The following is a 25,513-nucleotide window of genomic DNA, read 5'->3' as shown; positions in this document are numbered from 1 at the left end:
CGAAACTCGCAGTTCTGGTCAGCCCTTTACGCTGCCCGCGAGCATGCCGCGGATGTAGTAGCGTTGCAGGGCGAGGAAGAGGATCAGCACGGGCGCGACCGTGACGACGGCGCCGGCCATCATCAGCTCGATGTCCTGCACATGCTCGCGCGACAGGGCGGCCAGCGCGACCGGCAGGGTATAGTTCGACTGATCCGTCAGGATGATCAGCGGCCACAGGAAGTCGTTCCAGCTGCCCAGGAAGACGAACAGGCCCAGGGTCACGATGATCGGCTGCAACGTCGGCAGGACCACGCGGCGGAAGATCTGGCCCTCGCTGGCGCCGTCGATGCGGGCGGCCTCCAGCATCTCGTCGGGAATGCTCAGCGCATACTGGCGCACCAGGAACAGGCCGAAGATCGAGGCCAGCCAGGGCACCAGGGCCCCGGCGTAGGTATTCACCAGGCCCATCGACTTCAGCATCAGGAACAGCGGCAGGGTGCCGATCTGGGCCGGCACCACGAGGGCGGCGACCAGGAACTGGAACAACCGCTCGCGTCCGGCGAACTTCAGCTTGGCGAAGGCGTAGCCGGCCGGGACGGTGAAGCTGAGCGCCAGGATGGTCGCCAGGGTCGCCAGGGCGAAGCTGTTCCACAGATAACGGCCCATGCCCTGGTTCAGGAACAGGTCGCGGTAATGCTCCAGCGTCCAGTGCGAGGGCAGCAGCGGCGGCGGGAAGACGGCCGCCTCGCCCGTCGCCATGAAGCTGACCGACACCATCCAGACCAGCGGGAACAGGACGATCAGGGCGATCAGCGCGACGGCGAGGTTGAGCAGGATCGCGCGGATTTTCATTGATACGCCCCCACCCGCTTGGCGACGGCCAACTGGACCAGGGTGATGGCCAGGATGCACAGGAACAGGACGAAGGCCACGGCGCTGGCCGAGCCCAGGTTCCACCATTTGAAGCCCTCTTCATACATGAAGTAGAGCACCGTCACCGTGCTCTGGGCCGGCCCCCCTTGTGTCATCACATAGGGTTCGGCGAACAGCTGGAAGAAGCTGGCGACCGAGATGATCGAGACCAGCAGCATGGTCGGGGCGATGGCCGGCAGGGTCACATGGCGGAACTGCTTCCACGACCCGGCGCCGTCAATGCGCGCGGCCTCGTAAAGGTCGTCCGGCACCGTCTGAAGAACCGCCAGGAAGATCAGCATATTGTAGCCGAAGATCTTCCAGACCACGAACATCAGGATGGCGGGGATCGAGGTCGACGGGTCACCTAGCCAGTCCACCGCGGGCAGGCCGATGCTCTCCAGGCCCCAGTTGATGACGCCGTATCGGGTGTGCAGCAGATAGCGCCAGACCACGGCCGTCGCGACCAGTGTGGTGACGTACGGGGCGAAGAACATCACCCGCCAGATCGGCCGCCACTTCACCACCCGCGCATTCAGGATCACCGCCGCCGCCAGAGAGGCCGCAATGGAGAGCGGCACGCCCAGGACGGCGAAGGTCAGGGTGTTCTTCATCGCCCCCCAGAACAGGGGATTGGTCAGCAGCCGCTCATAATTCTGCAGCCCGACGAAACGCAGATTGTCCAGGTTCGCCAGGGCGTAGATGTCGAAGTCGGTCAGACTGAGCAACAAGGCCGCGATCACCGGAAGGGCGAAGAACAGGCCGATGGCGATCAGGGCCGGGGCGACGAAGGCCCAGGCGGCGCGTTCGCGTGCGCCGCGTCCCCGCGACGGCCTGACCTTAGCCAATGTCGGATCAACCACGGTCATACGGCCCTGCCCTGTTCCATCATCCAGCGGCGCTTTTCCAGAAGGCGGTCGGCGCGGCGGTCGATCTCGGCGGCGGCGGTCTCAGGGCTGTATTCGCCGCGCACCATCCGTTCGGCGACGATCTGCATCTCCGTGACGATCCGCTCCCACTCGGGTACCTTGGGCACCGCCTTGGCGCGCGCCAACTGCCCCCGGAACGGCGCCAACATCGGATCACGCTCGACCCCCGCAATGTCCCAGGCGCTCTGGCGCGCGGGCAGGTCGCCGACGATGGTGTTGAACCGGGCCTGCACGGCCGGCTCGGACAGATAGCGGACCAACGCCCAGGCCGCGTCCTGGTGCGGCGACGACTTGAACACCGCCAGGCTGGACCCGCCCGGCGCCGACGCGCCCAGGCCGTTCGGTCCCGGCACGCCGGTCGTGGCCCAGTTCGGCTGGAACGACGCGGGCAGCTTGCTGCGGAAATCCCCCACGCTCCAAGGGCCTGAAAAGTAGAAGCTGAAATAGCCCTTGGCGAACTCGGTCCAGACGTTGGAAATCTGCGTCGCCGAGGCCAGGGGCGCCAGACCTTCCGCAAACAGGCTGCGATAGAAGGCCAGGGCCGCGATGAAACCGGGGCTGGAGAAGTTTCCCCGCGTATCCCGGTCGCGCAGCAGCGGCTCGTCGATCTGAAGCCCGAACGTCAGCAGTTGCTCGAATTCGTTCAGCGGCAGCAGGATGGCGTAGTTGTCGCCCCCCGCCACCCGCTTGATCGCGTGCATGGCCCGCTTCCATTCGGCCCAGTCCTCGGGCGGCACCGCAAAACCGCCCCGCGCCAGCAAATCCTTGCGATAGAACAGCAGCCGCGTGTCCACATACCAGGGCGTAGTCATGGCTCGGCCGGCGATCTGGTTGGTCTCCAGCACCGCCGGGAACTGGTCGGTCAGCAGGTTCGCCGCCTCGGGCGGGGTCGGCGACAGGGCGCCGATGGCCGTCAGCTCCGCCACCCAGGTATTGCCGATCTGGCTGACGTCCGGCAGCGAGGCCCCGGCATAGGCGGTTAGCAGCTTCTCGTGCGCCGCCGTCCACGGCAGGGGCTGAACCGAGACCCGAACGCCCGGATTGCGCCGCTCGAACTCGGGCATCAGTTGCCCGACGGTTCCGCCCTCATTGCCCATGGCCCAAAAGCGCAGCACGGTCTCGCCGTCACGGCGCGGGGTGCAGGCCGCAGCCGCCCCTCCCGCCATCAGGGCCAAGGCCGCGCGCCTATGGGCGGTCTGCGTCATGCGTTCAGCCATCCGCCGGTGAAGCCCGAAATCTCCAGCCCGCGACGGATATTGGGCTCGCCGCGCATGTAGCGCCAGACGAACTCGGACCTGTGGTTCTCGGTCATGATAACGATCGGCCCCTGGTCGATGCCCAGATAGTCGCCGTCCACCCAGCCGACGCCGTCCACGATCTTGCCGTGCTGCAAAGGCCCGTCGCGCACCGTCAGGGTCGGGTTGAAGCTGTCGAGGAAGCCCCACTCGGTATAGATGCCGGCCCCGTATTTCTGCTTCATCGCCTTGATGCAGGGTACGACGATCTCGGGCGCGAAGGCGATCGAGCTGGCCGCAGCCGTGGGGGCGATGGTGCCGTCGTCGCGCTCGCCTGGTCCCCGCGCAGAATAGCTGAAGAACTCGCGCTCCTTGCCGTCGATGACCTGTTTGAAGTCGCCCGGCCCGTCGCAGGCCGTCAGGCCCCAGACCTCGGACGAATAGCCGGCCCAGCCCGCGACGTTGTCGTGGGCGTATTTCTGTTGCGCATAGACGGCGCGGCGGCTGTTCTCGAAATAGTCGAGTTGTTCGCCCAGCTGGGCCGACTGCCCCCGCATCCAGGCGTCCTGAATGCCGCGGAAGTCGATGAACATATGGCTGTACTGATGCCCGAAGATGGGCGCGAAGTTCAGGTGCCAGCTGCCCCAGCGATCGGTCCAGCTCTCGTCGTAGCTGGCGGCCCATTCGTGCCAGACATTGACCGACACCGGATGTGTCGGGCTGCCCACGGCCAGCAGCAGCACCAGCATGCCTTCGTTATAGACGTGCCAGTCCGAGGGAATGAAGCCGCTCTCGGGGTGCCAGCCCATGGTGATGCGGTTGTCGCGGATCACGGCCCACAGCCATTCGATCCGTTCGTAGATGGCCTGCGCCTTCTGGCGGATCTCGGCTTCGTCGGCATGGCGGCCGTCGAAGTATCGGGCTGCGAACAACATGCCGCCGATCAGCAGGGCCGTATCGACGGTGGACAGCTCGTTCTGCGCGAACCGCAGCCCGGTCTCCATGTCCAGGAAATGATAGAAGAACCCCTTGTGACCCGCAGTGCCGGTCGCCTCCGGCCCCTGCGGCAAGTCATGGAAGAACCGCAGCGTGGTCAGGGTCCGCTCACGCGCCTCGGCCCGGCTCATCCAGCCGCGCTCGACGCCCACCGGCCAGCAGGTCAGGGCGAACCCGACCGCCGCCACCGAACAGAAGGACGGCGTAGGCCAGCGATCCGGCGTCAGACCCGTGCGCCGATCCGTGACCTTCTCGAACCAGCGGAACGTCCGCTCCTGAAGCTCCTCGATCTCGCGATCCAGCCTCAAGGGCCGCCGCTCCGTCCCGTTCACCGCCCCCGTAACCGCCTGCTGCGCCACCGCCGCCACTGGAACCCCGACCGCCAAGGCGGCCGCTCCAGCCGTCGTTCGCATCAGAAAGTTTCGGCGGTTCATGGGCACGCTCACTGTTTTTACGGAAATCAAAAAAGGCCGCCTTCCGACAAGCGGAAGACGGCCCAGGCTCAGGTTCTTAGAAGGAGTAGCGCAGACCCACCTGGAAGCTGCGGGTCGGCAGGAAGACCCCGGTTCCCGCGCCGTAGCGTGGGCTGTTGAAGCCGGTGTCGAACGCGTTGAAGTTGGTGAAGTTGAAGATGTTGATCGCGTCGGCGATGAACTCGACCCGCTGTCCGCCGAAGACGTCGAAGCCCTTGGTGAGGCGCAGATCGACCTGACGATAGGCGAAGTTGAAGCCAGGGAAGAAGGCCCGCTTCTCGGGATTGCCCGCGTTCCAGCAGATGTTGGGACCACCGACCGGCGCGCTCGGGCAGTCGTTGATGTTGTACGGCAGACCCGAACCCAGGGTGACGATGCCCGACAGCAGGAAGTCGGCGGGCAGACCCAGGGTGCCGGACGCCACGATGCGGTGACGCTCGTCCGTGGACGACCGATATTTGGGCGACTGGGCAGGCGTGTTGTAGTCGAAGTCGAAGGCGCCGTAGCCGTTGTCGCGGCTGCCGTTCTGGGTCGCGTCCATATAGGTGTAGGCGACGTTGAAGCCCCAGCGATCCTCAGCATTGTACGGCTTGTCGGCGGTGAAGTAGATCGCCTTGTAGTCCCGTTCCTTGTCAGTGTTCTGGAAGAAGATCAGGTTGCGGAACTGCGTGAAGCCGACCGAACCTGGCGTCGGGCCATTGAACCGACCTCCGGTCTCGGTGAGGGCGTTGGCGATGTTCCAGGCCGATTCACCCTCGGTGTGACCTGCGGCCAAGGTCAGCGCCGTCTGCCAGCGTCCGAACTTCTGGCGCACGCCGATGTTGAACTGATCCGTGCGCGGCGGCTCGAAGTCGTTTTTGACCAGGAAGACCTCGCCTGCGCCGGGGCTGGCCGCCAGCAGGGGATCGAGACCGGCTGGCGTCAGGTAACGCGGATCCCAGGCGATCGTCTGTTGTCCGCCACGCGGACCACCGGCGTTCGAGAAGTAGATGCTCTTGTTGAATTGGAAGGGCTTGAAGCGTTCGTCGAAGGCGAAGTTGAAGCCGATACGGTCGTAGTAGCGGCCCGCTCCACCGAAGATGACTGTCTGCTCATCGCCGAACACATCATACGAGAAGCCGAAGCGCGGCTGGAAGGCGCCCTTGAAGGCCTTGCGATCACCGTCGGAAACATAGTCCGAAGGGTTGAAGTAGGACGGGAAATCATAGTTGGGCAGGTTCTGGATCGCCGTCAGCATGTTCCGGATGGAATCGGGCGTGCGATAGTCGTTGTTGACCGCATTGTCCTCGTAATCCCAACGGATGCCGAGGTTGATTTCCAGCTTGTCGGTGATTTGCCAGTCGTCCTGAATATACAGACCGATGACATTGTTATCCACGTCAGCCGGAGGCACGGCGACCCCCAGGTTCACAGCGACCGGAATGGTGCGGCTGCCGTTGATTTCGGGACGCGCTTCGATGTCGTAGACGAACGTCGGGTTACGTCCGAAATCCTTCTGCACAAAGTAGTTCTGCATCGAGTATTTCGCACCGATCTTGATCGTGTGCGTGCCCATCCATGCCAGATCCGGGATGGTCAGATCGTTGCGGATCGTCGTGCTCTTCTGCTCCAGGAACTGGGCATCGGCGCGACCGCCGGCCGTAAATACGGTCGAGTCGCGGTTGTTGATATTGTACTGGAAGCCCGGCGTGGTCGCGCTGTCATCGCGGAAAATGACGTATTCGCGACCATAGTCCGATCCGTTGATCACCGACTGCTCGTAGCTCGACTTCAGATAGTCGATCGCGAACTCGTTCAGGAAATGCTGACCCTGGAACTGGTGGCGCAGGTTGAAGGCCTGGGTCTCGCCGTTGTTGCGGGCGGCGCGGCTCGGGGCGTTCTGGCCGCTGGCGCCGCGAATGTCCTCTTCCGTCTTGTATTCGGTGCTGAACTCCAGACGCTGACGGTCGTCGATCTGCCACGACAGCTTGCCGAAGAAGACGTCCTGCTCATAGGGCGTCGAGACCGTGCCCAAATCCGCTGCGAAAAAGTCGTTGTATTCGGTGCGGTTCAGGAAGGATTGGGCGACGCGGTCTTCATCCTTGCGCTCGTAGGCGCCGAAGAAGTGCAGGCGGTCCTGGATGATCGCCCCCCCCAGGCTGGCGCCGTATTGCAGACGACGCACCGGGGCCTTTTCGGCGCCGCGACGCTCGGAAATCTCGTCCTGAGCGACCCAATCCGGGTCTTGATAGAAAGCGAAGACGTCGCCATGAAACTCGTTGGTGCCTGAGCGTGTGACAGCGGTGATGATGGCCGAACCGGCCTGCTCGTACTCGGCCTTGAAGTTCTGGCTGATGACGCGGAACTCTTGCACCGCGCCCTGCGGGAAGGGCGTGCCGCGGCTGTCGTCCTGACCGGCTACACCGCCGTCGTTGATCAGCGACTTGCGGTTCTGGCCATCGATGAAGACGTTGATCGCCTGGGCGGTTTGGCCGCCGGCGGAGATCGTCCGCTCGGTGTCGTCTTCCGTCACCCGCAGGCCGGGAGCCAGAGCGGCGAAGTTCAGGAAGTTGCGGCTGATCTGCGGCAGGTTGTTGATCTGCTGCTGCGTCACATTGGTGGCGACCTCAGGCGTGCGAACCTCAAAGACGCGGCGACCGGTGACGACAATGTCGCCCAGCTCCGTCGCGCCATCCGTCGCCGCGCCGGTCGTGGCGGTCGCCGCGACGTCCAGGTTCAGGGTTCCGACCTGGCCCAGGGCGAGGGTGACGGTCTCTTCCGCCGTCTAACCGTCCGCACTGGTCACCTGCACGCGGTAGGTGCCGGGACGCAGGCCCGACAGCACGTAACGACCGTCGCCGCCGACGCGCGAACGCGTGGCATACCCGGTGGAAACTTCGGTCGCGACGACCGTCGCGCCGGCTTCCGCCGTCTGACCGTCGAAGACGGCGCCACGCAGCGTCGTCGTCGCATTCTGCGCGTGCGCCGCGCCGACAAACGCCATGCTGATGGCGATGGCCGATGCGGCGGCCAGGGCGGCCTTACGCGTGTTGAACTGGTTCATCCTGAGCTCTCCCCTCCTGACGGGATCGGTTTTCAGCGACATGGCTGGCCTACCCTTTGTTGAACCTGGCGGAAGCATCCGCCGCGGTGGACTGGCGCTCGACCAAGATCGGCCGAACGATTTCGCAAGCGGTGTCCGGGGCCTCGGCGTTCTGGCCGGCCTGAACGAGACCGATCAGGCGTTCGACGCCTCGACGGCCGATTTCCGCGATATTGACGCGCATGGTGGTCAGCGCGGGCCGCATCAGGGCGGCGATGGGCACGTCGTCGAAACCGACGACGGCGATGTCTTCAGGGCAGCGCACGCCCGCTTCCTGGAAGGCCAGAAGCGCGCCGACGGCCATCATGTCGTTGGCGGCGAAGACGGCGTCGGGCCGCTCCGACATGGCCAGCAACCGGGTCGCGGCGCGGTGGCCCGAGGCCTGGGAGAAGTCGCCCTCGACGATGATGGGGGCATGACCATCCAGCGCTGCGGCATAGCCCGCCGCGCGGGTATCGGCCTCGATGTTGCCGGCGGCGCCGCGAATGTGGGCGATGCGACGACGGCCGGTGGCGATCAGATGTTCGACGGCGGCGACGGCGCCCCCGTGGTTGTCGATCATGATGGCGGCGCGTCCCGCCTCGGCCTTGCCGCCGTTCATCAGCAGCACTGGCATGCGGCCCGCGAACTCCGACGCCAGGTTCGCCGCGCCCAGATGCGGCGACAGCACGATCATTCCGTCCACCCGCCCCCGCATCGACCGAACGGCGGCCAGGGTGTCGTCAGCGCCGTCATGCGAGCTGGAGACGATCAGGTGTTTGCCGTGGGCGCGCGCGGCCAGGTCCATGCCCCGGATCAGCTCCGAGAAGAACTCGCCGAACAGGTCGGGCAGGATGACGCCGATCGTGTCGTTCTTGCTGGTCGACAGGCTGCGGGCGCCGAAGTGCGGCACGTAACGCAGATGTTCCACGGCATCGAGCACCCGCTGGCGCGTCGCGTCGGAGGTCACGCCCAGCCCGTTCAGCACGCGAGAGACGGACGCCACCGACACCTGGGCGCGTTCGGCCACGTCGCGCATGGTCGCGGCCTTGGCGAAAGGCGAACCCTCATGCGTCGCAGACGGCGCTGCGGTTGGCGCGGCCATATCCAATCGGTCTCTCCCTGCTCCCTACCGTCCCGGCCCCTTCTCGAAGATCCGTCGATAGATGATGTAAGCGGTTACATGACACAGGAGCAATGTGAGCCGCAAGCCACGTTCGGCCGCATTTTAGGCTATTTCTCGCCGAAGGTCGGTCATCGAGAACGACGGAAAGCAAGTAAAACGTTGTGGAAGCGAAGGTTTTTGCTCACGCCACACCTGCCTGCAAAAATGGCGGTGCGTGTCGGCCGCGCGTCTTGGCCGCACCGCAGGACGACAGAACGAATCGCTGGGCAGACATGAAAAAGGTCTGCATCACCGAACGATGCAGACCTCATTTCGACGATGCGTCGATCCTCAAGCGGGATTCAGATCCGACAACCGGCCGCGTAACATCTGCAGCATGGCGGAAAAGTCGCGACCGCCGTGACCGATGCCGTCGAACAGGGCGTACATGGCCTCAGCCTGAGCGCCCAACGGCGTCGAGGCGCCCGACTTGGCCGCCGCATCCTGAGCAAGCTTCAGGTCCTTCAGCATCATGGCCGTGGCGAACCCGCCCTGATAGTCGCGGTTGGACGGCGCCGTCGGCACAGGGCCGGGCCAGGGATAATAGCTGCTGACACTCCAGCATTGGCCCGACGACTTGGACGCGATCTCGAAGAAGCGTTTGGGATCCAGGCCCAGCTTCTCGGCCAGGGCGATGGCCTCGCAGGTGCCCAGCATGGAGATGCCCAACAGCATGTTGTTGCAGATCTTGGCCGCCTGACCGGCTCCGTGGTCGCCGGCGCGGATGGTGATGCGGCTCATGGGCTCCAGCGCCGCCTCGACGCGGCCGAACTCGCCCTCGTCGCAGCCGACCATGAAAGCCAGCGTTCCTGCATCCGCCGCCGCCGTACCGCCCGACACCGGCGCATCGGCGAAGGCGTAACCGGCGGCCTTGGCCAGACCGGCGACCTTGCGCGCCGTCTCAACGTCGATGGTCGAGCAGTCCAGCAGCAGGGCCGATGACGGCGCGGCGCCGATGATCTGCTCCGAATAGACCTTCAGCACATGCGGGCCGGCGGGCAGCATGGTGATGACGACCTCGGCGTCTTTCACAGCCTCGGCGACCGAAGCGGCCGAGCCGCAACCCGCCGCGCTGGCCCGCTCCAGCGCGGCGGGCGACAGGTCGAAGGCGGTGACCGCATGGCCCGCCTTGGCCTGGTTCGCGGCCATGCCGCCGCCCATATTGCCCAGGCCGATGAAGGCGATCTTGGTCATGGTCTCTCTCCCTATATCGGCGTCGCTGTCAGGGCAGCGGCGTCCATTTTTCATTGTCCGGCAGCGACGCGAACAGCGCGTCCAGCGTCGCATCCGTAACGCCCGACAGGTCCGCCGGGGACCATTTCGGCGCATTGTCCTTGTCCACGATCACGGCGCGCACGCCCTCCTGGAAGTCATGGGTCCGCACCACGCGACCGCCCAGGGCGTATTCCATCGCCATGTTCTCGGCGAAGCTGGCCAGACCTGCGCCGGTGCGGATCTGGCGCAGCGACACCTTCAACGACTGGGGCGACTTGGTGTTCAAGAGCGCCAGCTGTGCCAGGCCCCAGTCCGAGCCGTCCGCCTCCAGGGCCGCGAAAATTTCCTCGACCGTGTCGAAGCCGAACAGCCGGTCGATGGCCTCGCGGTGGGCGTTCAGCGGCGCCTCTTCCGGCTCGGTCGGGCAGGCGTAACGGTCCGCTTCTTCAAGCGGATCGGTTGGATTCGACAGCAGCGCCCCTTTGAATCCTTCGATGTCGATCAGGGGGATGAAGTGGGTGTGGATGCCCAGCGCCACCGTGTCCGCCGCCTTCAGCCGCGCGCCCGTCAACGCCAGCCAGACGCCGGTCTGGCCGGGCAGACGCGGCAGGAACCAGCCCCCGCCCACGTCGGGAAAGAGGCCGATCCCCGTCTCGGGCATGGCGTAGGTCGTCCGCTCGGTCGCCACGCGGATGTCCGCCGGCTCAGAGATCCCGACTCCGCCGCCCATGACGATGCCGTCCACGATGGCCGTGATCGGCTTGGGATATTCGAACATCAGATGGTTCAGCCGGTATTCGGCCAGGAAGAAGGCCCTGGCCTCAGACGCATCGCCCGCCCCGCTCTCGGCGATCATGCGGATGTCGCCCCCGGCGCAGAATCCGCGCTCGCCCGCATGGTCGATCAATACCGACTGCACCGAGACGTCGTCGCGCCAGGACAGCAGCGCCTCCGTCATCGCCTCGCACATCGACCGGTTCAGCGCATGGATCGCCTTGGGCCGGTTCAGAGTGATGCGTCCGACGCCGTTCTCGATACGGATGATGATTTCAGGTTCGGTCATGACTTCGACGTCATCGCCATGTGTCCCTTTTCATTGATGCGTCTCATGACGGTCAGTCGCGCAGGTCAAAAACATCCACGCCGGCAGCCATGGCGGCCTTCAGCAAGCCGGCGTCCCGGCTCGCCAACCCACCGCCGTGACCAAGGGCGTGCAAGAGGTAGGCAGTATCGAACAAAGTCAGGTCGTGCTTCATCGCGGCGTCGATGAAACCGAACACGTTTTCGCTGGTCGGCGACGATGCAATCTCGATCCCCAGTCCCGCCAGACGATCGATCAAATCGCCGGGTTCGAGATTTGCGCGACGCGCCCGCGTTGCAATCAGGTTGCCTACCTCCCATGCGAATATGCCAGGCGCCGCGAAGCGGCGATCAGCGCTGCTGGCCAGAAAAGCGTCAGCGGCGGCCGAGGCTTGGCGCGGGAAAATCCAGGAGGCCGCCGCCGATGCATCAATCGTAACGATCATCACCGCGCGCGATCCGTTTCAATTCATCCCAACTGAGGTCGTCAAAGCCCGCCACGACCGGTTGAGCATCCCGACGCGCGAGAATGCCCTCGACCACCTGTCGCCACGTCTGTGGATCACGCTGCGGAATCTGACTAATCGGTACAATCTTCGCCGCCGCGCGGCCATGTCGCGTCAGTACGATCCCCTCGCCTGTACGTTCGACTTCCGCCACGAGACCGGACAGGCCAGTCTTAGCTTCCAGTATCCCGACTTCACGCATCACAGGCTCCTGACCATTATGGTCAGAATAGCAGATGGCGCACGCAAGGTCATCATCCTCGCGCCATCTCCCGCGCGATGATCACGCGCATGATCTCGTTGGCGCCTTCGAGGATACGGTGGACCCGCAGGTCGCGCACGATCCGTTCCAGCGGATAGTCCTTCAGATAGCCGTAGCCGCCATGCAGTTGCAGCGCCTCGTCGGCGATCTGGAAACAGGCGTCGGTGGCCTGGCGCTTGGCCATGGCGCACCATTTGGTCTTTTCCGGGTGGTCGTTGTCGATGGCCCAGGCGCCGCGCAGCACCATCAGCCGCGCAGCCTCAAGGTCCGTCGCCATATCGGCCAGGCGGAACTGCAGCGCCTGGAACTCGCCGATCGGACGGCCGAACTGCTTACGCGTGGCCACGTAATCCTGAGCCGTCTCCAGCGCCAGCCGCGCCCCGCCCAGCGAACAGGCGGCGATGTTCAGACGCCCGCCGTCCAGCCCGGCCATGGCGTAGCGGAAGCCCGCGCCTTCCTCTCCCAGCAAGTTGGCGACCGGCACGCGGCAGTCGTCGAACTGGACGATGGCGGTCGGTTGGGCGTTCCAGCCCATCTTGCGTTCCTGCGCGCCGAACGACAGGCCGGGCGTCCCGGCCTCGACGACGATGGCGGACACGCCCTTCGCGCCCTCCCCACCTGTGCGGACCATGACGACATAGAGGTCGCTGGTCCCCGCGCCCGAGATGAAGGCTTTGGATCCGTTCAGCACATAGTGGTCGCCGTCGCGCACCGCCGTGGTCCGCAGCGCCGCCGCGTCGGAGCCTGAGCCGGGCTCAGTGAGGCAGTAGCTGGCGATCTTCTCCATACCGACCAGATCCGGCACGAACCGGCCGCGCAGATCGTCCGACCCGAACCGGTCGATCATCCACGTCGCCATATTGTGGATCGAGATGAAGGCCGCCGTCGCCACGTCGCCGCGCGACAATTCCTCGAAGATCAGCGCCGCCTCGACCCGGCCCAGGGCCATGCCGCCGTGTTCCTCAGCCGTGTAGATGCCGCAGAAGCCCATCTCGGCCGCCTGTTTCATCACATCGACGGGGAAATGCTTGTCCTCGTCCCAGCGGGCCGAATGGGGCGCCAGCTCTGCGTCGGCGAAGGCGCGGGCCGCGTCCTGAATGGCGCGCTGGTCGTCGGTAAGGGCGAAATCCATGACGGCCTCAGCGCATCGTCGGAATGACGAATGAACTGTCCAAATACTCCAGAGTCGAGTCCGGCCAGCGGGCCGTCACGGTCTTGGTCTTGGTCCAGAAGCGGACGCCCTCCATGCCGTGCTGGTTGATGTCGCCGAAGGCCGAGCGCTTCCATCCGCCGAAGGTATGATAGGCGACCGGCACCGGGATCGGCACATTGATGCCGACCATGCCGACATTGACCCGGGCGGCGAAGTCGCGCGCCGCACGACCGTTCTGGGTGAAGATGGCGACGCCGTTGCCGTACTGGTGGTTCGACGGCAGGGCCAGCGCCTCCTCGAACGTCTCCGCCCGCACGATCTGCAGGACGGGGCCGAAGATCTCCTCCTGGTAGGACGACATCTCGGGCTTCACATGGTCGAACAGCGACGGGCCGATGAAATAGCCCTTCTCGTGGCCCTGCAAGCTGAAGTCGCGGCCATCGACGACCAGTTCGGCGCCTTCCTGCACGCCCTTCTCGATCCAGCCGGCGATGCGGTCTCGGTGCTGGGCGGTGACGACGGGGCCATAGTGGGCGCCCGCATCGGTCGAGACGCCGACACGCATCGACGGGATTTCCGCTACCATCCGCTCGCGCAAAAGGTCAGCTGTTTGCTTGCCGACCGGCACCACGACCGGAAGCGCCATGCAGCGTTCGCCCGCCGAGCCATAGGCTGCGCCCGACAGATCCTTGATCACCTGATCCATGTCCGCGTCAGGCAGGACGATGCCGTGGTTCTTGGCCCCGCCCATGGCCTGGACCCGCTTATGGTTGGCGGCGCCGGTCTGATAGACATAGTGGGCGATGTCGGACGAGCCGACGAAGCTGACGGCGTGGACCAGCGGATGGGTCAGGATGGCGTCGACCGCCGTCTTGTCGCCATGCACCACGTTCAGCACGCCGTTCGGCGCCCCGGCCTCCAGCATCAGTTCGGCCAGACGCACCGGCAAGGACGGATCCCGCTCCGACGGCTTCAGCACGAAGGTGTTGCCGACCGCGATGGCCACGCCGAACATCCACATCGGGATCATGCCGGGGAAGTTGAACGGGGTGATGCCCGCGACCACGCCCAGCGGCTGGCGCATCGAATAGACGTCGATGCCGGGGCCGGCGCCTTGCGTATACTCGCCCTTCAGCGCGTGGGGGATGCCGCAGGCGAACTCGATCACTTCCAGCCCGCGCTGGATGTCGCCCTTGGAGTCGGCGATAACCTTGCCGTGCTCGGACGACAGCAGTTCGGCCAGTTCATCCATCCGCGCCTCGACCAGGCGTTTGAAGTCGAACATGACGCGGGCGCGGCGCTGCGGATTGGTGCTGGCCCAGCCGTCGAAGGCGTTCTGCGCCGCCTGGACCGCGCGATCGACCTCGCCGGTCGTGGCCAGTTGCACGCGCGCCTGAACGTCGCCCGTGTTGGGATCGAACACGTCGCCGAAACGACCGGATGCGCCATCGAAGGCCGCACCGTCGATGAAGTGGCGAATGTCGCGCATGGCCTGGATCTCCCTGATCGTTCTTTTGTTTGCCTATGGCTATCACCCCGCACCGCAGGTCGATAATGCAAAGTTGCAGACAGCTTTCTGCATTTTTGCATGACGGGATCATTCGCCATGTTTGACTGGGACGACCTTCGCATCTTCATCGCCGCCGCGCGGGCAGGATCGCTGGGCGGCGCGGCCGTGCGGCTGGGCGTGGATGCGGCTACCGTCGGGCGACGCGTGGCGCGGCTGGAAAGCACGCTGAAATCCACCCTCGTCGTCCGGTCCACCACCGGCCTTCAGCTGACGGCGGCCGGCGCCCAGTTGCTCGACATGGGGCTGGAGGCCGAAAGCGCGATGGAGGCCGCCGCCCGCGTGACCCAGTCCGACACCCTGGCCGGCGTCGTGCGCATCAGCGCCTCGGAAGGGTTCGGCGTCAGCATCGTGGCCCCCGCCCTGCCCGCCTTGCGCCGCACCAGTCCCGGCCTGCGGATCGAGCTGGCGGCCACCTCCGGCTTCCTGTCGCCGACCCGGCGCGAGGTGGACATGGCGATCACCCTGGCCGCGCCTGACGCCGCGCGTCTGATCGTCGAGCCGCTGACGCCCTATCAGCTGGCCCTCTACGCCTCGCCCGACCATCTGGCGCAGCATGGCGCGCCCCGGACTGTCGACGACCTGGCCGCCTTCGACATCGTCGGCTATATCGATGACCTGATCTATGCGCCGGAGCTGCGATACCTGGACGAGGTGCGCCCCGGCCTGACGCCCCACGTCGCCTCGTCCTCGATCCGCGCCCAGAAGGAGATCATCGCGGCCGGCGGCGGCATCGGCGTCCTGCCCTGCTTCCTCGCCAAAGGCCTGGTGCGCGTCCTGCCGTCCGTCCTGATCGAGCGCCGCTTCTGGCTGGCCACCCACAGGGACGTTCACGACACCGCCCGCATGCGAACTGTGCGCACTTGGCTGAAGACCTTGTGCGACGCTCGCCAGGCCAGCCTCAGACCCTATGCGCCGCTCGCGGGTTAGCGTCACAACAGTTCGGCCACACCTTCCAGGACAATTCCGCGTTCGAGGGAACAGAGGTCGCCGTCAAATCTTAATGTCAGGCGAGCGAGATTTGCCATGACCCTGATCCTCAGCCTGACCTTGATGACCACCCTGCTGGGCGCCCCCAATGCCCCAATGCTGCGTGACGCAGATCTCGAAGCTGCAACCACCCCGGCCATCGAGCGCACATCTGTTCAGCAGCCCGCCGCCGACCACTTCAGCGTCCGCCTGCGCTGCACGGCCCTAGCGTCCGGCCGCGTCACCGACTGCGTTGTCTTGGAAGAAAGCCGCCCCGGCCTGGGCTTCGGCGAAGCCGCCCTTGCCCTGATGAGCGATGCCGAGGTCACCCCGATCACTGAAAACGGCCGCGCCGTCGATGCCCCTTTCGAACGCACCATCGACTTTACGCCCTGATCTCTAAAACAGCGAGGTCGCTCCTGTTTGGTCAGGAGTTCGGTGCGCCTTCTGAACACGTCGTTGCAGTGCTCGATCGCACTCGACACACGCCAGTCTGCCCGGCATTGAAGCCCTCATGCTCGCTCCCGCAACGACCAGCCGCGCCATCGACGCCCAGCAGATCGTCGAAGCTGCGATCGCGCATGCGACCGCAGAGGGGCTGAACAGCCTTACCTTGCGCGATCTGGCCCAGGCCGTCGGCAAGAGCACGACCGTCATAGTCAATCTGTTCGGCGCCAAGTCCGGCTTGATCCAGGCGGTGGGCGAAGAGGCCCTGCACCGGGACGCGGCGTTTCACGACAGGTTTTTCCAAGCCGTCGCCGGCCTGCCCGTCGAACGGGACAACTTGCTGGCCTTGATCCAGCACTATCTGAGCCTGCGCGCCAGGTCTGAGGCGGGTTTCGTGCGGATTTGGGAAGCCCTGCTGCTGGACGCAGAAGCCGGGCCTGAACGTCGCGATCTAATGGCCCGGTGGGACGCGCTGCGGTGCGAGGCCTGGCGCAATCATTTGGCCGTCGATGACAGGTTGGCCGAGTTCGCCGGACCGCTCGTCGCCTGGCTGACCATGGAGCAGTTCTATGCCGGCGCGCTTTCGGGGCGCACCGACTATGCGATCATCGTCGCCGAGGGTTTGGGCGGTCTGGTCGATCACGTCTTCGGGCGTCCCGACGGCCCGGCGACCGCGACCTTGTGGCGGCGTGAAAATCTGGTGCTGCCCAAGGCGCCCGCCGAAGGTCTTGAGCCGGAGTCCATGCGGCGCAAACTTCTCGACATCGCCGCCGACCAGATGCTGGCCGGCGGAGTGACGACGGTCACCAACCGTTCGGTCAGCGTCGTCGCCGGCACCTCGACCTCGACCATCGCCTATCACTGGCCCGACATGCGGCGGTTCGTTCTCGATGCGGTGTGGCACAGCGTGTTCCGCGACATGCCCCGCTATCTCGCCGGTCAGCGGCCCGAGGGTGATCCCGCTGCGGCCGATCTGGACAGTTGGGCGCGCATCATGGCGCCGACCGTGTCGATCCAGCCGGAGGCCGAGGGCTTCTACGTTCGCTACGCCCGGCTGATCGCGAGCGCCTGTATAGAGGCGCGGCGAGACCCGTCCCTGCAGGATCTGGCCATGCTGCTGCGCGGGCCGGAAGGCGGGGGCACCTATTACAACAGCGTCGGCGTCTGGCCCTCAGAGTTCGACCTGAATCGTCTGGCGGCTACGCGCTTCGCCCTGTGGATCAAGGGCGCCGCCCTGACGGCGCGCGCGACAGGCGAAGACATCACGGCGACGGACTTACAAAGGGGTGCGTTGCGACTGGTTACGCGCCGCACGTGACAGAACACGCGTTATCCGAGAAATGCCGGCCGAATAGGCACGCCTGACAGAAACACTTCAGCTAAGCGTCACAAAAGCATCGCCGCTGCGGCCTAATGGCGCATCGTTGTCGAACAGTTGTTTTTCTGGCGCGGCGAAGGCGGCTTCAGCCTCCTCCCCTGCGCTTGTCGTCGCCCCGCCTGACCGCCGGATCACGACTGTTCGACAGCACCCCGAAACGCTTCGGCGCGCGAGGGAGGGGGTCTCCCCGCGCGTCGCCCGAAGGATGGTCAACATGCAACGTCTTCTCCTCGGCGCCTCCGGCGTCGTGCTCGCCTTTGCTGCTATGCCCGCAGCGGCCCAAACCGCTTCCGAGGCCCACACCGCGACGGTGCAGGACATCGTCGTCACCGCCCAGCGCCGCGAACAGTCCAGCCAGGACGTCGGCATAGCGCTCACTGTCGTCGGCGGTCAGGACCTCGGCGAAAAGGGCGTCAACGTCATCAACGACATCGAAAACGTCGTCCCGAACATGGAGGTCGATAGCCAGTTCGGCAGCGGCCAGCCCAGCTTCCGCATCCGCGGCATCGGCACGCGCGAATACTCCTCGAACAACGCCTCGACCGTCGGCATCTATGTCGACGAAGTCGCCCATCCCTATACGATCACCACCCAGGGCGCGATGTTCGACATCTCGCGACTGGAAGTGCTGCGCGGGCCGCAGGGCACCCTGTACGGCCGCAACACGACCGGCGGTGCGGTGAACATCATCACCAATGCGCCGACTGTCGATCAACGCGCCGGCTTCTCGGCCGAATACGGCTCCTATGACCGCTACAAGGTCGAAGGCTATGTCTCGGGCCAGATCGCACCCGGCCTGTTGGGTCGTTTGGCCGCCGTCACCGAACAGGGCGGCGCCTGGCAGTACCACCGCACGACCGGCGAAAAGCTGGGCGATCGCGACAAGACCGCCCTGCGCGCCCGCCTGACCTGGGACGCCTCGCAGGACGTCACGGTCGATCTGTCCGCCACCTATTCGGTCGACAAGTCGGACGGCCTGGGCTTCCGCCTGCGCGCGCCCTACCCGGTCTTCGACGGCAGCGTGACCTACCCTGCCGATACAGCGCGCCGGATCACAGGCTGGCAGATCTCGCCGGCCCTTGCGGCCGTGTCCGGTCGCAGCCTGAACGCCAAGCCCGGCCGAGACAATGACGGCCTGGACCTCAGCGCCCGCGTCCGCGCCGACCTGGGCTGGGCCACGCTGAACACCATCACCGCCTATCAGACCTTCAGCCGTTCGGAATACAACGACTGGGACGGCACGCCGGCGGCGGAATCGGACGTCTACTTCTACAACGACATCAAGGCCTTCTCTCAGGAGGCCCGGCTGTCGAACGAGGCGGGCCGCCTGAATTGGATGGTCGGCGCCCACTATGCCGACGAAAGCGTCGACGGCGGCTTCTACACCGAGTTCCGCGGCGCAAACCGCAACCTGATCAACACGCCCTATGATCAGTCGGTCCAGGCCATCGGCGTCTTCACCCACAACAGCTTCGCCCTGACGGATCGCCTGAGCCTGATCGCCGGCCTGCGTTACGAGAACGAGGACCGCAGCCTGACCACGACCGGCACGCGCCGCCTGAACGTCGCCGTCGGCCCGGAGGCGACATTCGAGACCTCCCTGTCGGAATGGACCGGCCGCTTTGGCCTGGAATACGACCTGGCCGACAACGCCCTGCTCTACGCCAGCGTGGCGCGCGGCGTAAAGTCGGGCGGCTTCACCACCTACAACGGCCAGTCGCGGACGTCCTTCAAGCCGGAAATCGTCATCGCCTATGAGGCCGGCATCAAGTCGGACCTGTTCGACAATAGCCTGCGCGTCAACGGCGCCGTCTTCTACTACGACTACGAAAACCAGCAGATCCAGGGCAACGAATACAGCCGCGAGACGGGCCAGCTGGGCAAGATCACCAATGTGCCCAAGTCCGAAATCTATGGCGGCGAGATCGAGCTGACGTGGACGCCGTTCTCGGGCCTGACGATCAGCCAGAACTTCGGCTATAAGGAAGGCAAGTATAACGAATACTTCGCCATCGACCCCACCGCGACCAACGCCGCCAACCCGGTCAACGGCCCGTGGGACATCATCATCTCGAACGACCGTTCGGGCGAGCCGCTGCAGTTTCCCAAGTTCAACTATGGCGGCTCCATCGCCTATGACTGGTCGATGGCCGGCATCGCCCTGCGGGCCGAGACCAACTACAATCAGCGCGACGGCATCTACAACGCCTCTTCGGCCTCGGTCCTGCCGGGCTACTGGCTGTGGAACGCCAACCTGAGCGCAGGACCCGAGAACGCCAACTGGCGCGTCGGCCTGTGGGCGCGCAACCTCTTCAACACCGAATACGAAGAGACCCGCAACAACTTCAACGGCGGCGCCCGTCCGACCAGTTCGCCGAATGAAGGCCGCACCGTCGGCGTGCGCCTGACGATGGACTTCTAGGCCAGGTCGCTATCGGCGGGTCGGTTCGTCCGGCCCGCCGCCCTCTTGCTTTCGCCTGCCGGGACCGTCGCCGATGCTGATGCTCAAACCTTCGTTGCCGCTGAGCCGCCGCGCCCTGATCGCGGGCCTGGTCGCCGCCCCGGTCGTGCTGCGTTTCGGCCAGGCGCAGGCCGGCGGCGCCTATCTGTTTCCGCTCGGCGTCGCCAGCGGCGATCCCTGGCCCGACGGCTTCGTCCTGTGGACGCGTCTGGCGGCCGATCCCGTCGCGCCCGATGGCCTGGGCGGCCTGTCGGCGCCCATCGAGGTCGTGTGGGAAGTCGCGACGGACGAAGGCTTTGGCCGCATCGCCGCCTCGGGACGCGCGACGGCGGACGTCTCTGCCGCCCATGCCGTTCACGTCGAGGTTCAGGGCCTGCGCCCCGGCCGCCCCTATTGGTATCGCTTCACCGCCGCCGGCCAGCAAAGTCCGGTCGGCCTGGCGCGCACCGCGCCCGCACCGAACGCCGCCGTCGACCGGCTGCGTTTAGCCGTCGCCTCCTGCTCGAACTGGGAGTCGGGCTATTTCAGCGCCTATGGCCACATGGCCGACGAGGCGCCGGACCTGACCCTGTTTCTGGGCGACTACATCTACGAATACAGCCGAACCGGCGCCCAGGCGGCCAATGTCGTTCGCCCCTATGGCCTGGAAGAGGCCACGACCTTGGCCGGTTATCGCAACCGCTACGCCCTGCACCGCACCGACGCCGACCTGCAGCGCCTGCACGCCGCCGCGCCCTGTCTGGCGACGTGGGACGACCACGAAATTCAGGACGACTACTCCGGCATCTGGTCCAAGACGCCCGGCGTCACGCCGAGCGACTTCCTGCGGCGTCGCGCCGCCGGCTATCAGGCCTTCTACGAGGCCATGCCGATCCGCCGCACGCGGCTCGACGCTCGACTTCAGATGCCGATCCACCGCCGCATCCGATACGGAAACCTGGCCGAGTTCTTCATGCTGGACGGACGGCAATATCGGTCCAAACAGGCCTGCAGCGACGGCCCGAACGGCGGCAAGGGGCAGGTCGTCACCGACGCGGCCTGTCCCGATCGCCTGGACCCCTCGCGCACCTTCCTGGGCTTCGAACAGGAAAACTGGCTCTATGACGGCCTGGCCAGATCGCAGGCGCGCTGGAACATCCTGGGCCAGGACCTGGTGATGGCGGGGTTGCGGTTCGGAAACGGCGATGCGCAGACGCGCTACTGGACCGACACCTGGGACGGCTATCCCGTCGCCCGCGACCGGATGACCGAGGCCCTGGCGACGCTGAAGCCGCGCAATCCCGTCGTGCTCAGCGGCGACTATCATTCGTTCTGGACCAACGACGTGAAGCGCGTCAGCGCCGATCCGTCGTCGGCGACGGTCGCCACCGAATTCGTCGGCACCTCCATCTCGTCCTCGGGCCCGCCCTACGACTCCCTGATGGCGAACATGCCGAACAACCCGCAGATCAAATTCTTCGACAGTCGCGTTCGGGGCTACATGTCCATGGACATCACGCTGCGCCTGATGACCACGCGGTACCAGGCCATCAGCGACGTCCGCGATCCCAGGGCGACCCTGTCCACCCTGAACACCTGGGTCGTCGAGGACGGCCGTCCCGGCGCCCAGCTCGCCTGAAATCCAACAGTCCCAGAGTTCCCAATGCGTACATTTTCCCACGCCCGTCTCCTGACGGCGACGGCCCTGGCGTTCGCCCTCGTCGGCTGCGCCAGCGCGCCTGCATCCGCCCCCACCTTCTGGACCGGCTTCCGCGACCATCCGCACGGCTATCTGGCGAAGGACGACGCCCCGAACGCTGCCGCCTTCCTTCCGCCTCCGCCGCAAGCCGGTTCGCTGCGCGAACAGGACGACATCGCCGTTTATCGCGCCACCCGCGCGCTGAAGGACACCCCGCGCTGGGCCCAGGCCCGCGCCGACAACGAGATCGAGACCCCCAGCGCGCCCCGCGTCTTCGACGAGGCTCTGGGCATCCGCTTCACCCCGGAACGCATGCCCACCCTGACCCGTTTGCTGGGCCGGATGCTGGGCGATCTGGAGACCGTCCAGACCCCCGCCAAGCGCGGCTTCATCCGTCCGCGCCCCTTCGTGACGGAGCCCGCCGAGACCTGCATCACGCCCGAGCCATGGCTGGCCGCCAGCGGCTCCTACCCCTCGGGCCACTCCGCCCTGGGCTGGGCCTGGGCGCTGGTCCTGTCCGAGATGGCGCCCGACCGCGCCGACGAAATCCTCGCGCGCGGTCTGGCCTATGGCGAAAGCCGGATGATCTGCGGCGTCCACTACGCCAGCGACGTCGAGGCCGGCCGCATCGTCGGCGCAGCCCTGTTCGCCAGCCTGAAGGCCGACCTGGCCTTCCAGTCGGATTTCGTCATCGCCGCCCGCGAACTGGCCGAGGCGCGCGCCGCCGCCCGCTGATCGGCCGACGCCACGAAGGGCCTCTCTGTAAGGAAACGGGTCGCCGCTTCGTTGGACTCATGCGCGATGCTCTTGGGTCGCCGCATGTTCGGGGCACATGGTGCATTGGTTGCGATCACTCACGCTGGTTCCCGCCGTGGCGGTTTGCCTACTCGGCGCCGCCCGTGACAGCGAAGCCTGGCGGTTCAACATCCCTGCCCAGAGCGCGATCGGCGGGCTGAACGCCTTCTCGCGCCAGGCGTCGACGGTCCAGATCCTGATGTCGCACGAAACCGTCAGGGCGCGCCGCACGAACGCGCTGAAAGGCGACTACACCGCGGATGCCGGATTGAGCGTGCTCCTGCGAGGCAGCGGACTTCAGTCTCGAAGAACCGGTCCATCAACCTATTCGATCGTGGTGGCCCGTGATCAACGCCGCACCTCTGCGACGCTACAAGCACGGCCGGGCGAGCACAGCCGAGTTTCCGTCCTGGCGAAAGGCGATCAACGATGACGATGCGTTCCGGGGGCTGCGCGCTCATGTTTCTCCTCGCCTGTTCCAGCCTGACGTCGCCCGCGATTGCGGCGGTCCGCAGCGATGCGTCCTCAGTCGTCGATGTGAAGCCGACACCGATCGCGGATGTCGTGCGAGAGATTTCGATCCCCTACGAGACCTTCACTCTTCCGAACGGGCTGCGGGTGATCGTTCAGCCCGATCACCGATCCAGTCTGGTGACGATCCAGGTCGACTATCTGGTCGGATCAACGTCCGAGCCCCCCGAAAGGACGGGTTTTGCGCACCTGTTCGAACACCTCATGTTCAACGGCAGCGAGAATGCGCCCGGCGACTACAGCCTGTGGTTCCAAGAGCTTGGTGCGGACTTGAACGGCGTCACGAGCGCAGACAGAACCGCCTATTACGAGCGGGTTCCGACGGCCGGTCTGGAACGAGCGCTGTTCCTTGAAAGCGACCGCATGGGCTATCTGCTCGGCGCCGTCAGCCAGACCACGCTCGATGAGCAGAGAGGGGTAGTCCAGAACGAAAAGCGGCAGGCCGACGATCGGCCGCTGGCCAGGGTGCGGGACCATGTTCGTGAAGCCGTCTATCCGGCCGGACATCCCTATGCGCACACCGTCTTCGGATCAATGTCGGATCTCAACGACGCCAGCCTCGACGACGTTCGGGCGTGGTTCAAGGCGCACTACGCGCCCGGCAATGCGATCCTGACCCTTGCCGGCGACATCGACGGCCCCACGGCGCGGCGACTGGTCGAACGCTATTTCGGCGGGATCCCGGCCGGCCCTATAAGCACGCCTCCACCCGCACCCGTGCCTGAGCCGTCCAGCCGTCGCGAGGAGACGATGACGGATCGCATCGCCTCGCCGCGCCTGTTTCGCGCCTGGGCCACGCCAGGAGACGACGACCCGCAAGCGCTCGCTCTCGACGTCGCCCTGGGCGTCATGGCACGGCCGTCGACGAGTGAATTCAAGAAGCAGCTGACTGAAGGGGATTCGACCTTCAGCATCCTGACCGTAAGCTTCGATCTGGGTGATCGGGGCGGATTGATCGTCATCGAAGGCTCTGTCCGCGAAGGCGTGGATCCGGCCGTCGCCAGCGCACGCCTCGACGCCGCCATCGCCCAGATGCTGTCGCTCGGCGCGGCGCAGGACGACATCGACAGATATGTCACCGACCTTGTGTCCCAGCGAATCCGCACACTGGATTCCAGCGGCGCGAGTCTGCTGGCCGCCGCCATGCGCACGACGGGCGATCCGGCGAACTACCGGTCGCAGTTGGACGGGCTGGCCGGCCAGACACCGGCCAGCGTAACGACCGCCGCGCGTAAATGGCTGGGCCTCCCCGCCTATGCGCTCACCGTACTCCCAGGCGCGGCGGCGCCGTTCGAAGTGGTCGGTCCCGTTCGTGCGCCGACGAGTTCGACGGCCGAGACACCGGCGCCGCGTGTCAGCCGCGGCGGCCTGCCCCCGCTCGGCGCCTTCGAAGACCTCGCCTTCCCTGCGGCCGAACAGGCGCGCCTGAGCAACGGCATCGAAGTCATCTACATGAAGGGTTCCGAGACGCCGTTGACCCAGGTGGACGTCCAGTTCGACATCGGCGAATCCGAAGCACCGCCTGCCTCGGCTTCGCTCCTTCCGGTTCTGGTCGGTCTTTTCACCGACGGCTCTGCACAGCGCAGCGAAGCGGAGATGTCGCTGGAACGCGACGCTCTGGGCGCGACCTTCAACGTGACCTCGCAGGGCGACCAGACGCTCGCCAGCCTGTCGGCGCTGAGCCCGAATCTACAGTCCTCTCTGGACCTGATGGCGGAATCGCTGATGACCCCGTCTTTCACCGACCAGAGCCTGGATCGCCAACGACAGGCGCGACGCGACGCCATGCAGGAGGCGCGTCTGGAAGGCGCAGACGTGCAGGGCGCAATTTCCAAACTGGTCGAAGGACGATCCGACGCCCCGACCCAGGCGTCGGACAACGACTGGTCGCGCGAAGCTATCGTCGCCTATCACAATGCGTGGATCCGACCTGACAAGGCGACGCTCTATGTCGCCAGCGACAAACCTCTGTCGGAGGTTCTGCCGATGCTTGAGCGTTCTTTCGGGCAATGGGGCGCCGAAGGGCAGCCGGGCGTTCCGGCATCCCCGTCACGCTCGGCGCCGGCTGCGCCGGGCATCTATCTCATCCACCGCGCAGACTCGGACCAGGCGCTGATCTTCGGCGGCCAGGACATCGTCTTCCGCGACGACGACCAGCGGCTGGCCGCCACGGTCGCGAACAGCGCCCTGGGCGACAGTTTCTCCAGCCGCCTCAACACTGACTTGAGGGAAACGCGCGGGTGGAGCTACGGCGTGCAGGGACGTGTCGAGACGCGCCCGCACGGCGACCGCTATGTCGTTTCCGCCCCCGTCCAGCAGGATCGCGCCGCCGACTCCCTTGCGGCCATCCAGACCGATATCTCCGACTTCCTGACCACCGCCCCCCTTACCGATCAGGAGTTCCATCTCGTCGTGAACAATCAGGTCCGCGCCCTGCCCCTGACCTACAACGATGGACAGTCCTTCCTGGGCGCCATCCGGGAGAACAGGCGACTTGGACGGCCTGACGATTATCAAGGCGGCCTGGCTGCGCGGTATCGGGACATGACCGTCGATAAGGCGAGATCGGCGATCGCGGCCGCGATCCGCGCCGATCGCTTCATATGGGTGATCGTCGGCGACAAGGCCCTGATCGGACCACAGCTCGAACAGCGGGGACTTGCGTTCAATGTCGTAAATGACGAGCCCGGGACCGCGTTTCTTGCAGAACGCTGAAGT

The 25,513-nt window shown here is 65.8% G+C and carries 21 protein-coding genes; 8 read left to right on the top strand and 13 right to left on the bottom strand.

All coding sequences use genetic code 11. From position 1 onward, the window contains the following. Positions 1 to 18: 18 nt before the first annotated feature. The 13 genes from WC597_RS14520 to WC597_RS14460 all read right to left on the bottom strand — a co-directional run bounded on the left by WC597_RS14520 (position 19) and on the right by WC597_RS14460 (position 14,458). Entirely contained in the window at positions 19 to 834 is an 816-nt protein-coding gene (locus WC597_RS14520) for a carbohydrate ABC transporter permease (protein WP_372694379.1), read from the bottom strand. Further along, entirely contained in the window at positions 831 to 1,763 is a 933-nt protein-coding gene (locus tag WC597_RS14515) for a carbohydrate ABC transporter permease (protein WP_372694377.1), read from the bottom strand. The genes WC597_RS14520 and WC597_RS14515 overlap by 4 nt, the downstream gene beginning before the upstream one ends. After that, positions 1,760 to 3,028: a sugar ABC transporter substrate-binding protein gene (locus WC597_RS14510; protein ID WP_372694375.1), complete on the bottom strand. Its 1,269-nt coding sequence runs from the start codon at positions 3,026 to 3,028 to the stop codon at positions 1,760 to 1,762. Before WC597_RS14510 ends, WC597_RS14515 begins: the two co-directional genes overlap by 4 nt. After that, entirely contained in the window at positions 3,025 to 4,488 is a 1,464-nt protein-coding gene (locus WC597_RS14505) for a glucoamylase family protein (protein WP_372694373.1), read from the bottom strand. Before WC597_RS14505 ends, WC597_RS14510 begins: the two co-directional genes overlap by 4 nt. 76 nt (positions 4,489 to 4,564) lie before the next feature. Continuing rightward, the gene (locus tag WC597_RS14500) at positions 4,565 to 7,120 is read right to left on the bottom strand and encodes a TonB-dependent receptor plug domain-containing protein (protein ID WP_372694371.1); all 2,556 of its coding nucleotides are present in this window, start codon (positions 7,118 to 7,120) and stop codon (positions 4,565 to 4,567) included. A gap of 171 nt (positions 7,121 to 7,291) precedes the next feature. Next, positions 7,292 to 7,570 (bottom strand): carboxypeptidase-like regulatory domain-containing protein, encoded by a 279-nt coding sequence (locus WC597_RS14495; protein ID WP_372694369.1) that lies wholly within the window; start codon positions 7,568 to 7,570, stop codon positions 7,292 to 7,294. A 49-nt stretch (positions 7,571 to 7,619) separates the two neighbouring features. After that, positions 7,620 to 8,693 (bottom strand): LacI family DNA-binding transcriptional regulator, encoded by a 1,074-nt coding sequence (locus WC597_RS14490; protein WP_372694367.1) that lies wholly within the window; start codon positions 8,691 to 8,693, stop codon positions 7,620 to 7,622. Positions 8,694 to 9,044: 351 nt separating this feature from the next. Continuing rightward, positions 9,045 to 9,947: a 3-hydroxyisobutyrate dehydrogenase gene (mmsB, locus tag WC597_RS14485; RefSeq protein WP_372694365.1), complete on the bottom strand. Its 903-nt coding sequence runs from the start codon at positions 9,945 to 9,947 to the stop codon at positions 9,045 to 9,047. Positions 9,948 to 9,975: 28 nt separating this feature from the next. After that, positions 9,976 to 11,031, bottom strand: coding sequence for an enoyl-CoA hydratase/isomerase family protein (locus WC597_RS14480; RefSeq protein ID WP_372694363.1), 1,056 nt, complete (start codon positions 11,029 to 11,031; stop codon positions 9,976 to 9,978). 52 nt (positions 11,032 to 11,083) lie between these two features. Next, positions 11,084 to 11,494 carry a type II toxin-antitoxin system VapC family toxin gene (locus WC597_RS14475; protein ID WP_372694361.1) on the bottom strand — a complete coding sequence of 137 codons (411 nt, stop codon included), beginning with the start codon at positions 11,492 to 11,494 and terminating at the stop codon, positions 11,084 to 11,086. Continuing rightward, a complete protein-coding gene (locus WC597_RS14470; protein WP_372694359.1) occupies positions 11,478 to 11,756 on the bottom strand; it encodes a type II toxin-antitoxin system Phd/YefM family antitoxin in 279 nt (92 codons plus the stop codon). The genes WC597_RS14475 and WC597_RS14470 overlap by 17 nt, the downstream gene beginning before the upstream one ends. 52 nt (positions 11,757 to 11,808) lie before the next feature. After that, positions 11,809 to 12,948: an isobutyryl-CoA dehydrogenase gene (locus WC597_RS14465; protein WP_372694357.1), complete on the bottom strand. Its 1,140-nt coding sequence runs from the start codon at positions 12,946 to 12,948 to the stop codon at positions 11,809 to 11,811. A gap of 7 nt (positions 12,949 to 12,955) precedes the next feature. Next, complete coding sequence (locus tag WC597_RS14460; RefSeq protein WP_372694355.1) at positions 12,956 to 14,458, bottom strand: CoA-acylating methylmalonate-semialdehyde dehydrogenase; 1,503 nt, start codon at positions 14,456 to 14,458, stop codon at positions 12,956 to 12,958. A gap of 117 nt (positions 14,459 to 14,575) precedes the next feature. Between WC597_RS14460 and WC597_RS14455 the strand changes: the two genes are divergently transcribed. The 8 genes from WC597_RS14455 to WC597_RS14420 all read left to right on the top strand — a co-directional run bounded on the left by WC597_RS14455 (position 14,576) and on the right by WC597_RS14420 (position 25,510). Continuing rightward, positions 14,576 to 15,466, top strand: coding sequence for a LysR family transcriptional regulator (locus WC597_RS14455; RefSeq protein WP_372694353.1), 891 nt, complete (start codon positions 14,576 to 14,578; stop codon positions 15,464 to 15,466). Positions 15,467 to 15,562: 96 nt separating this feature from the next. Continuing rightward, on the top strand, positions 15,563 to 15,901 hold the full coding sequence (locus WC597_RS14450; RefSeq protein WP_372694351.1) for an energy transducer TonB: 339 nt from the start codon (positions 15,563 to 15,565) through the stop codon (positions 15,899 to 15,901). 118 nt (positions 15,902 to 16,019) lie between these two features. Continuing rightward, a complete protein-coding gene (locus tag WC597_RS14445) occupies positions 16,020 to 17,270 on the top strand; it encodes a TetR/AcrR family transcriptional regulator (RefSeq protein WP_372694349.1) in 1,251 nt (416 codons plus the stop codon). Positions 17,271 to 17,544: 274 nt separating this feature from the next. After that, positions 17,545 to 19,752 carry a TonB-dependent receptor gene (locus tag WC597_RS14440; protein ID WP_372694347.1) on the top strand — a complete coding sequence of 736 codons (2,208 nt, stop codon included), beginning with the start codon at positions 17,545 to 17,547 and terminating at the stop codon, positions 19,750 to 19,752. A 73-nt stretch (positions 19,753 to 19,825) separates the two neighbouring features. Continuing rightward, on the top strand, positions 19,826 to 21,409 hold the full coding sequence (locus WC597_RS14435) for an alkaline phosphatase (protein WP_372694345.1): 1,584 nt from the start codon (positions 19,826 to 19,828) through the stop codon (positions 21,407 to 21,409). 24 nt (positions 21,410 to 21,433) lie between these two features. Then, on the top strand, positions 21,434 to 22,204 hold the full coding sequence (locus WC597_RS14430) for a phosphatase PAP2 family protein (RefSeq protein WP_372694343.1): 771 nt from the start codon (positions 21,434 to 21,436) through the stop codon (positions 22,202 to 22,204). 97 nt (positions 22,205 to 22,301) lie between these two features. Beyond that, positions 22,302 to 22,697 (top strand): STN domain-containing protein, encoded by a 396-nt coding sequence (locus WC597_RS14425; RefSeq protein WP_372694341.1) that lies wholly within the window; start codon positions 22,302 to 22,304, stop codon positions 22,695 to 22,697. Continuing rightward, the gene (locus WC597_RS14420; protein ID WP_372694339.1) at positions 22,694 to 25,510 is read left to right on the top strand and encodes a M16 family metallopeptidase; all 2,817 of its coding nucleotides are present in this window, start codon (positions 22,694 to 22,696) and stop codon (positions 25,508 to 25,510) included. The genes WC597_RS14425 and WC597_RS14420 overlap by 4 nt, the downstream gene beginning before the upstream one ends. Positions 25,511 to 25,513: the final 3 nt, after the last annotated feature.

The sequence above is a fragment of the Brevundimonas sp. genome (assembly GCF_041648115.1).
In the GTDB taxonomy this organism is placed as follows: domain Bacteria; phylum Pseudomonadota; class Alphaproteobacteria; order Caulobacterales; family Caulobacteraceae; genus Brevundimonas.
This window is presented reverse-complemented; position numbering and strand designations above follow the sequence as displayed.

Coding starts and splice junctions, on each gene's coding strand:
- WC597_RS14490 (WP_372694367.1), bottom strand. CDS start 8,693: ATGGCCGCGCCAACCGCAGCGCCGTCTGCGACGCATGAGGGTTCGCCT.
- WC597_RS14455 (WP_372694353.1), top strand. CDS start 14,576: ATGTTTGACTGGGACGACCTTCGCATCTTCATCGCCGCCGCGCGGGCA.
- WC597_RS14520 (WP_372694379.1), bottom strand. CDS start 834: ATGAAAATCCGCGCGATCCTGCTCAACCTCGCCGTCGCGCTGATCGCC.
- WC597_RS14505 (WP_372694373.1), bottom strand. CDS start 4,488: ATGAACCGCCGAAACTTTCTGATGCGAACGACGGCTGGAGCGGCCGCC.
- WC597_RS14495 (WP_372694369.1), bottom strand. CDS start 7,570: ATGAACCAGTTCAACACGCGTAAGGCCGCCCTGGCCGCCGCATCGGCC.
- mmsB (WP_372694365.1), bottom strand. CDS start 9,947: ATGACCAAGATCGCCTTCATCGGCCTGGGCAATATGGGCGGCGGCATG.
- WC597_RS14475 (WP_372694361.1), bottom strand. CDS start 11,494: ATGATCGTTACGATTGATGCATCGGCGGCGGCCTCCTGGATTTTCCCG.
- WC597_RS14445 (WP_372694349.1), top strand. CDS start 16,020: ATGCTCGCTCCCGCAACGACCAGCCGCGCCATCGACGCCCAGCAGATC.
- WC597_RS14510 (WP_372694375.1), bottom strand. CDS start 3,028: ATGACGCAGACCGCCCATAGGCGCGCGGCCTTGGCCCTGATGGCGGGA.
- WC597_RS14470 (WP_372694359.1), bottom strand. CDS start 11,756: ATGCGTGAAGTCGGGATACTGGAAGCTAAGACTGGCCTGTCCGGTCTC.
- WC597_RS14515 (WP_372694377.1), bottom strand. CDS start 1,763: ATGACCGTGGTTGATCCGACATTGGCTAAGGTCAGGCCGTCGCGGGGA.
- WC597_RS14435 (WP_372694345.1), top strand. CDS start 19,826: ATGCTGATGCTCAAACCTTCGTTGCCGCTGAGCCGCCGCGCCCTGATC.
- WC597_RS14465 (WP_372694357.1), bottom strand. CDS start 12,948: ATGGATTTCGCCCTTACCGACGACCAGCGCGCCATTCAGGACGCGGCC.
- WC597_RS14425 (WP_372694341.1), top strand. CDS start 22,302: ATGGTGCATTGGTTGCGATCACTCACGCTGGTTCCCGCCGTGGCGGTT.
- WC597_RS14480 (WP_372694363.1), bottom strand. CDS start 11,031: ATGACCGAACCTGAAATCATCATCCGTATCGAGAACGGCGTCGGACGC.
- WC597_RS14430 (WP_372694343.1), top strand. CDS start 21,434: ATGCGTACATTTTCCCACGCCCGTCTCCTGACGGCGACGGCCCTGGCG.
- WC597_RS14460 (WP_372694355.1), bottom strand. CDS start 14,458: ATGCGCGACATTCGCCACTTCATCGACGGTGCGGCCTTCGATGGCGCA.
- WC597_RS14450 (WP_372694351.1), top strand. CDS start 15,563: ATGACCCTGATCCTCAGCCTGACCTTGATGACCACCCTGCTGGGCGCC.
- WC597_RS14440 (WP_372694347.1), top strand. CDS start 17,545: ATGCAACGTCTTCTCCTCGGCGCCTCCGGCGTCGTGCTCGCCTTTGCT.
- WC597_RS14420 (WP_372694339.1), top strand. CDS start 22,694: ATGACGATGCGTTCCGGGGGCTGCGCGCTCATGTTTCTCCTCGCCTGT.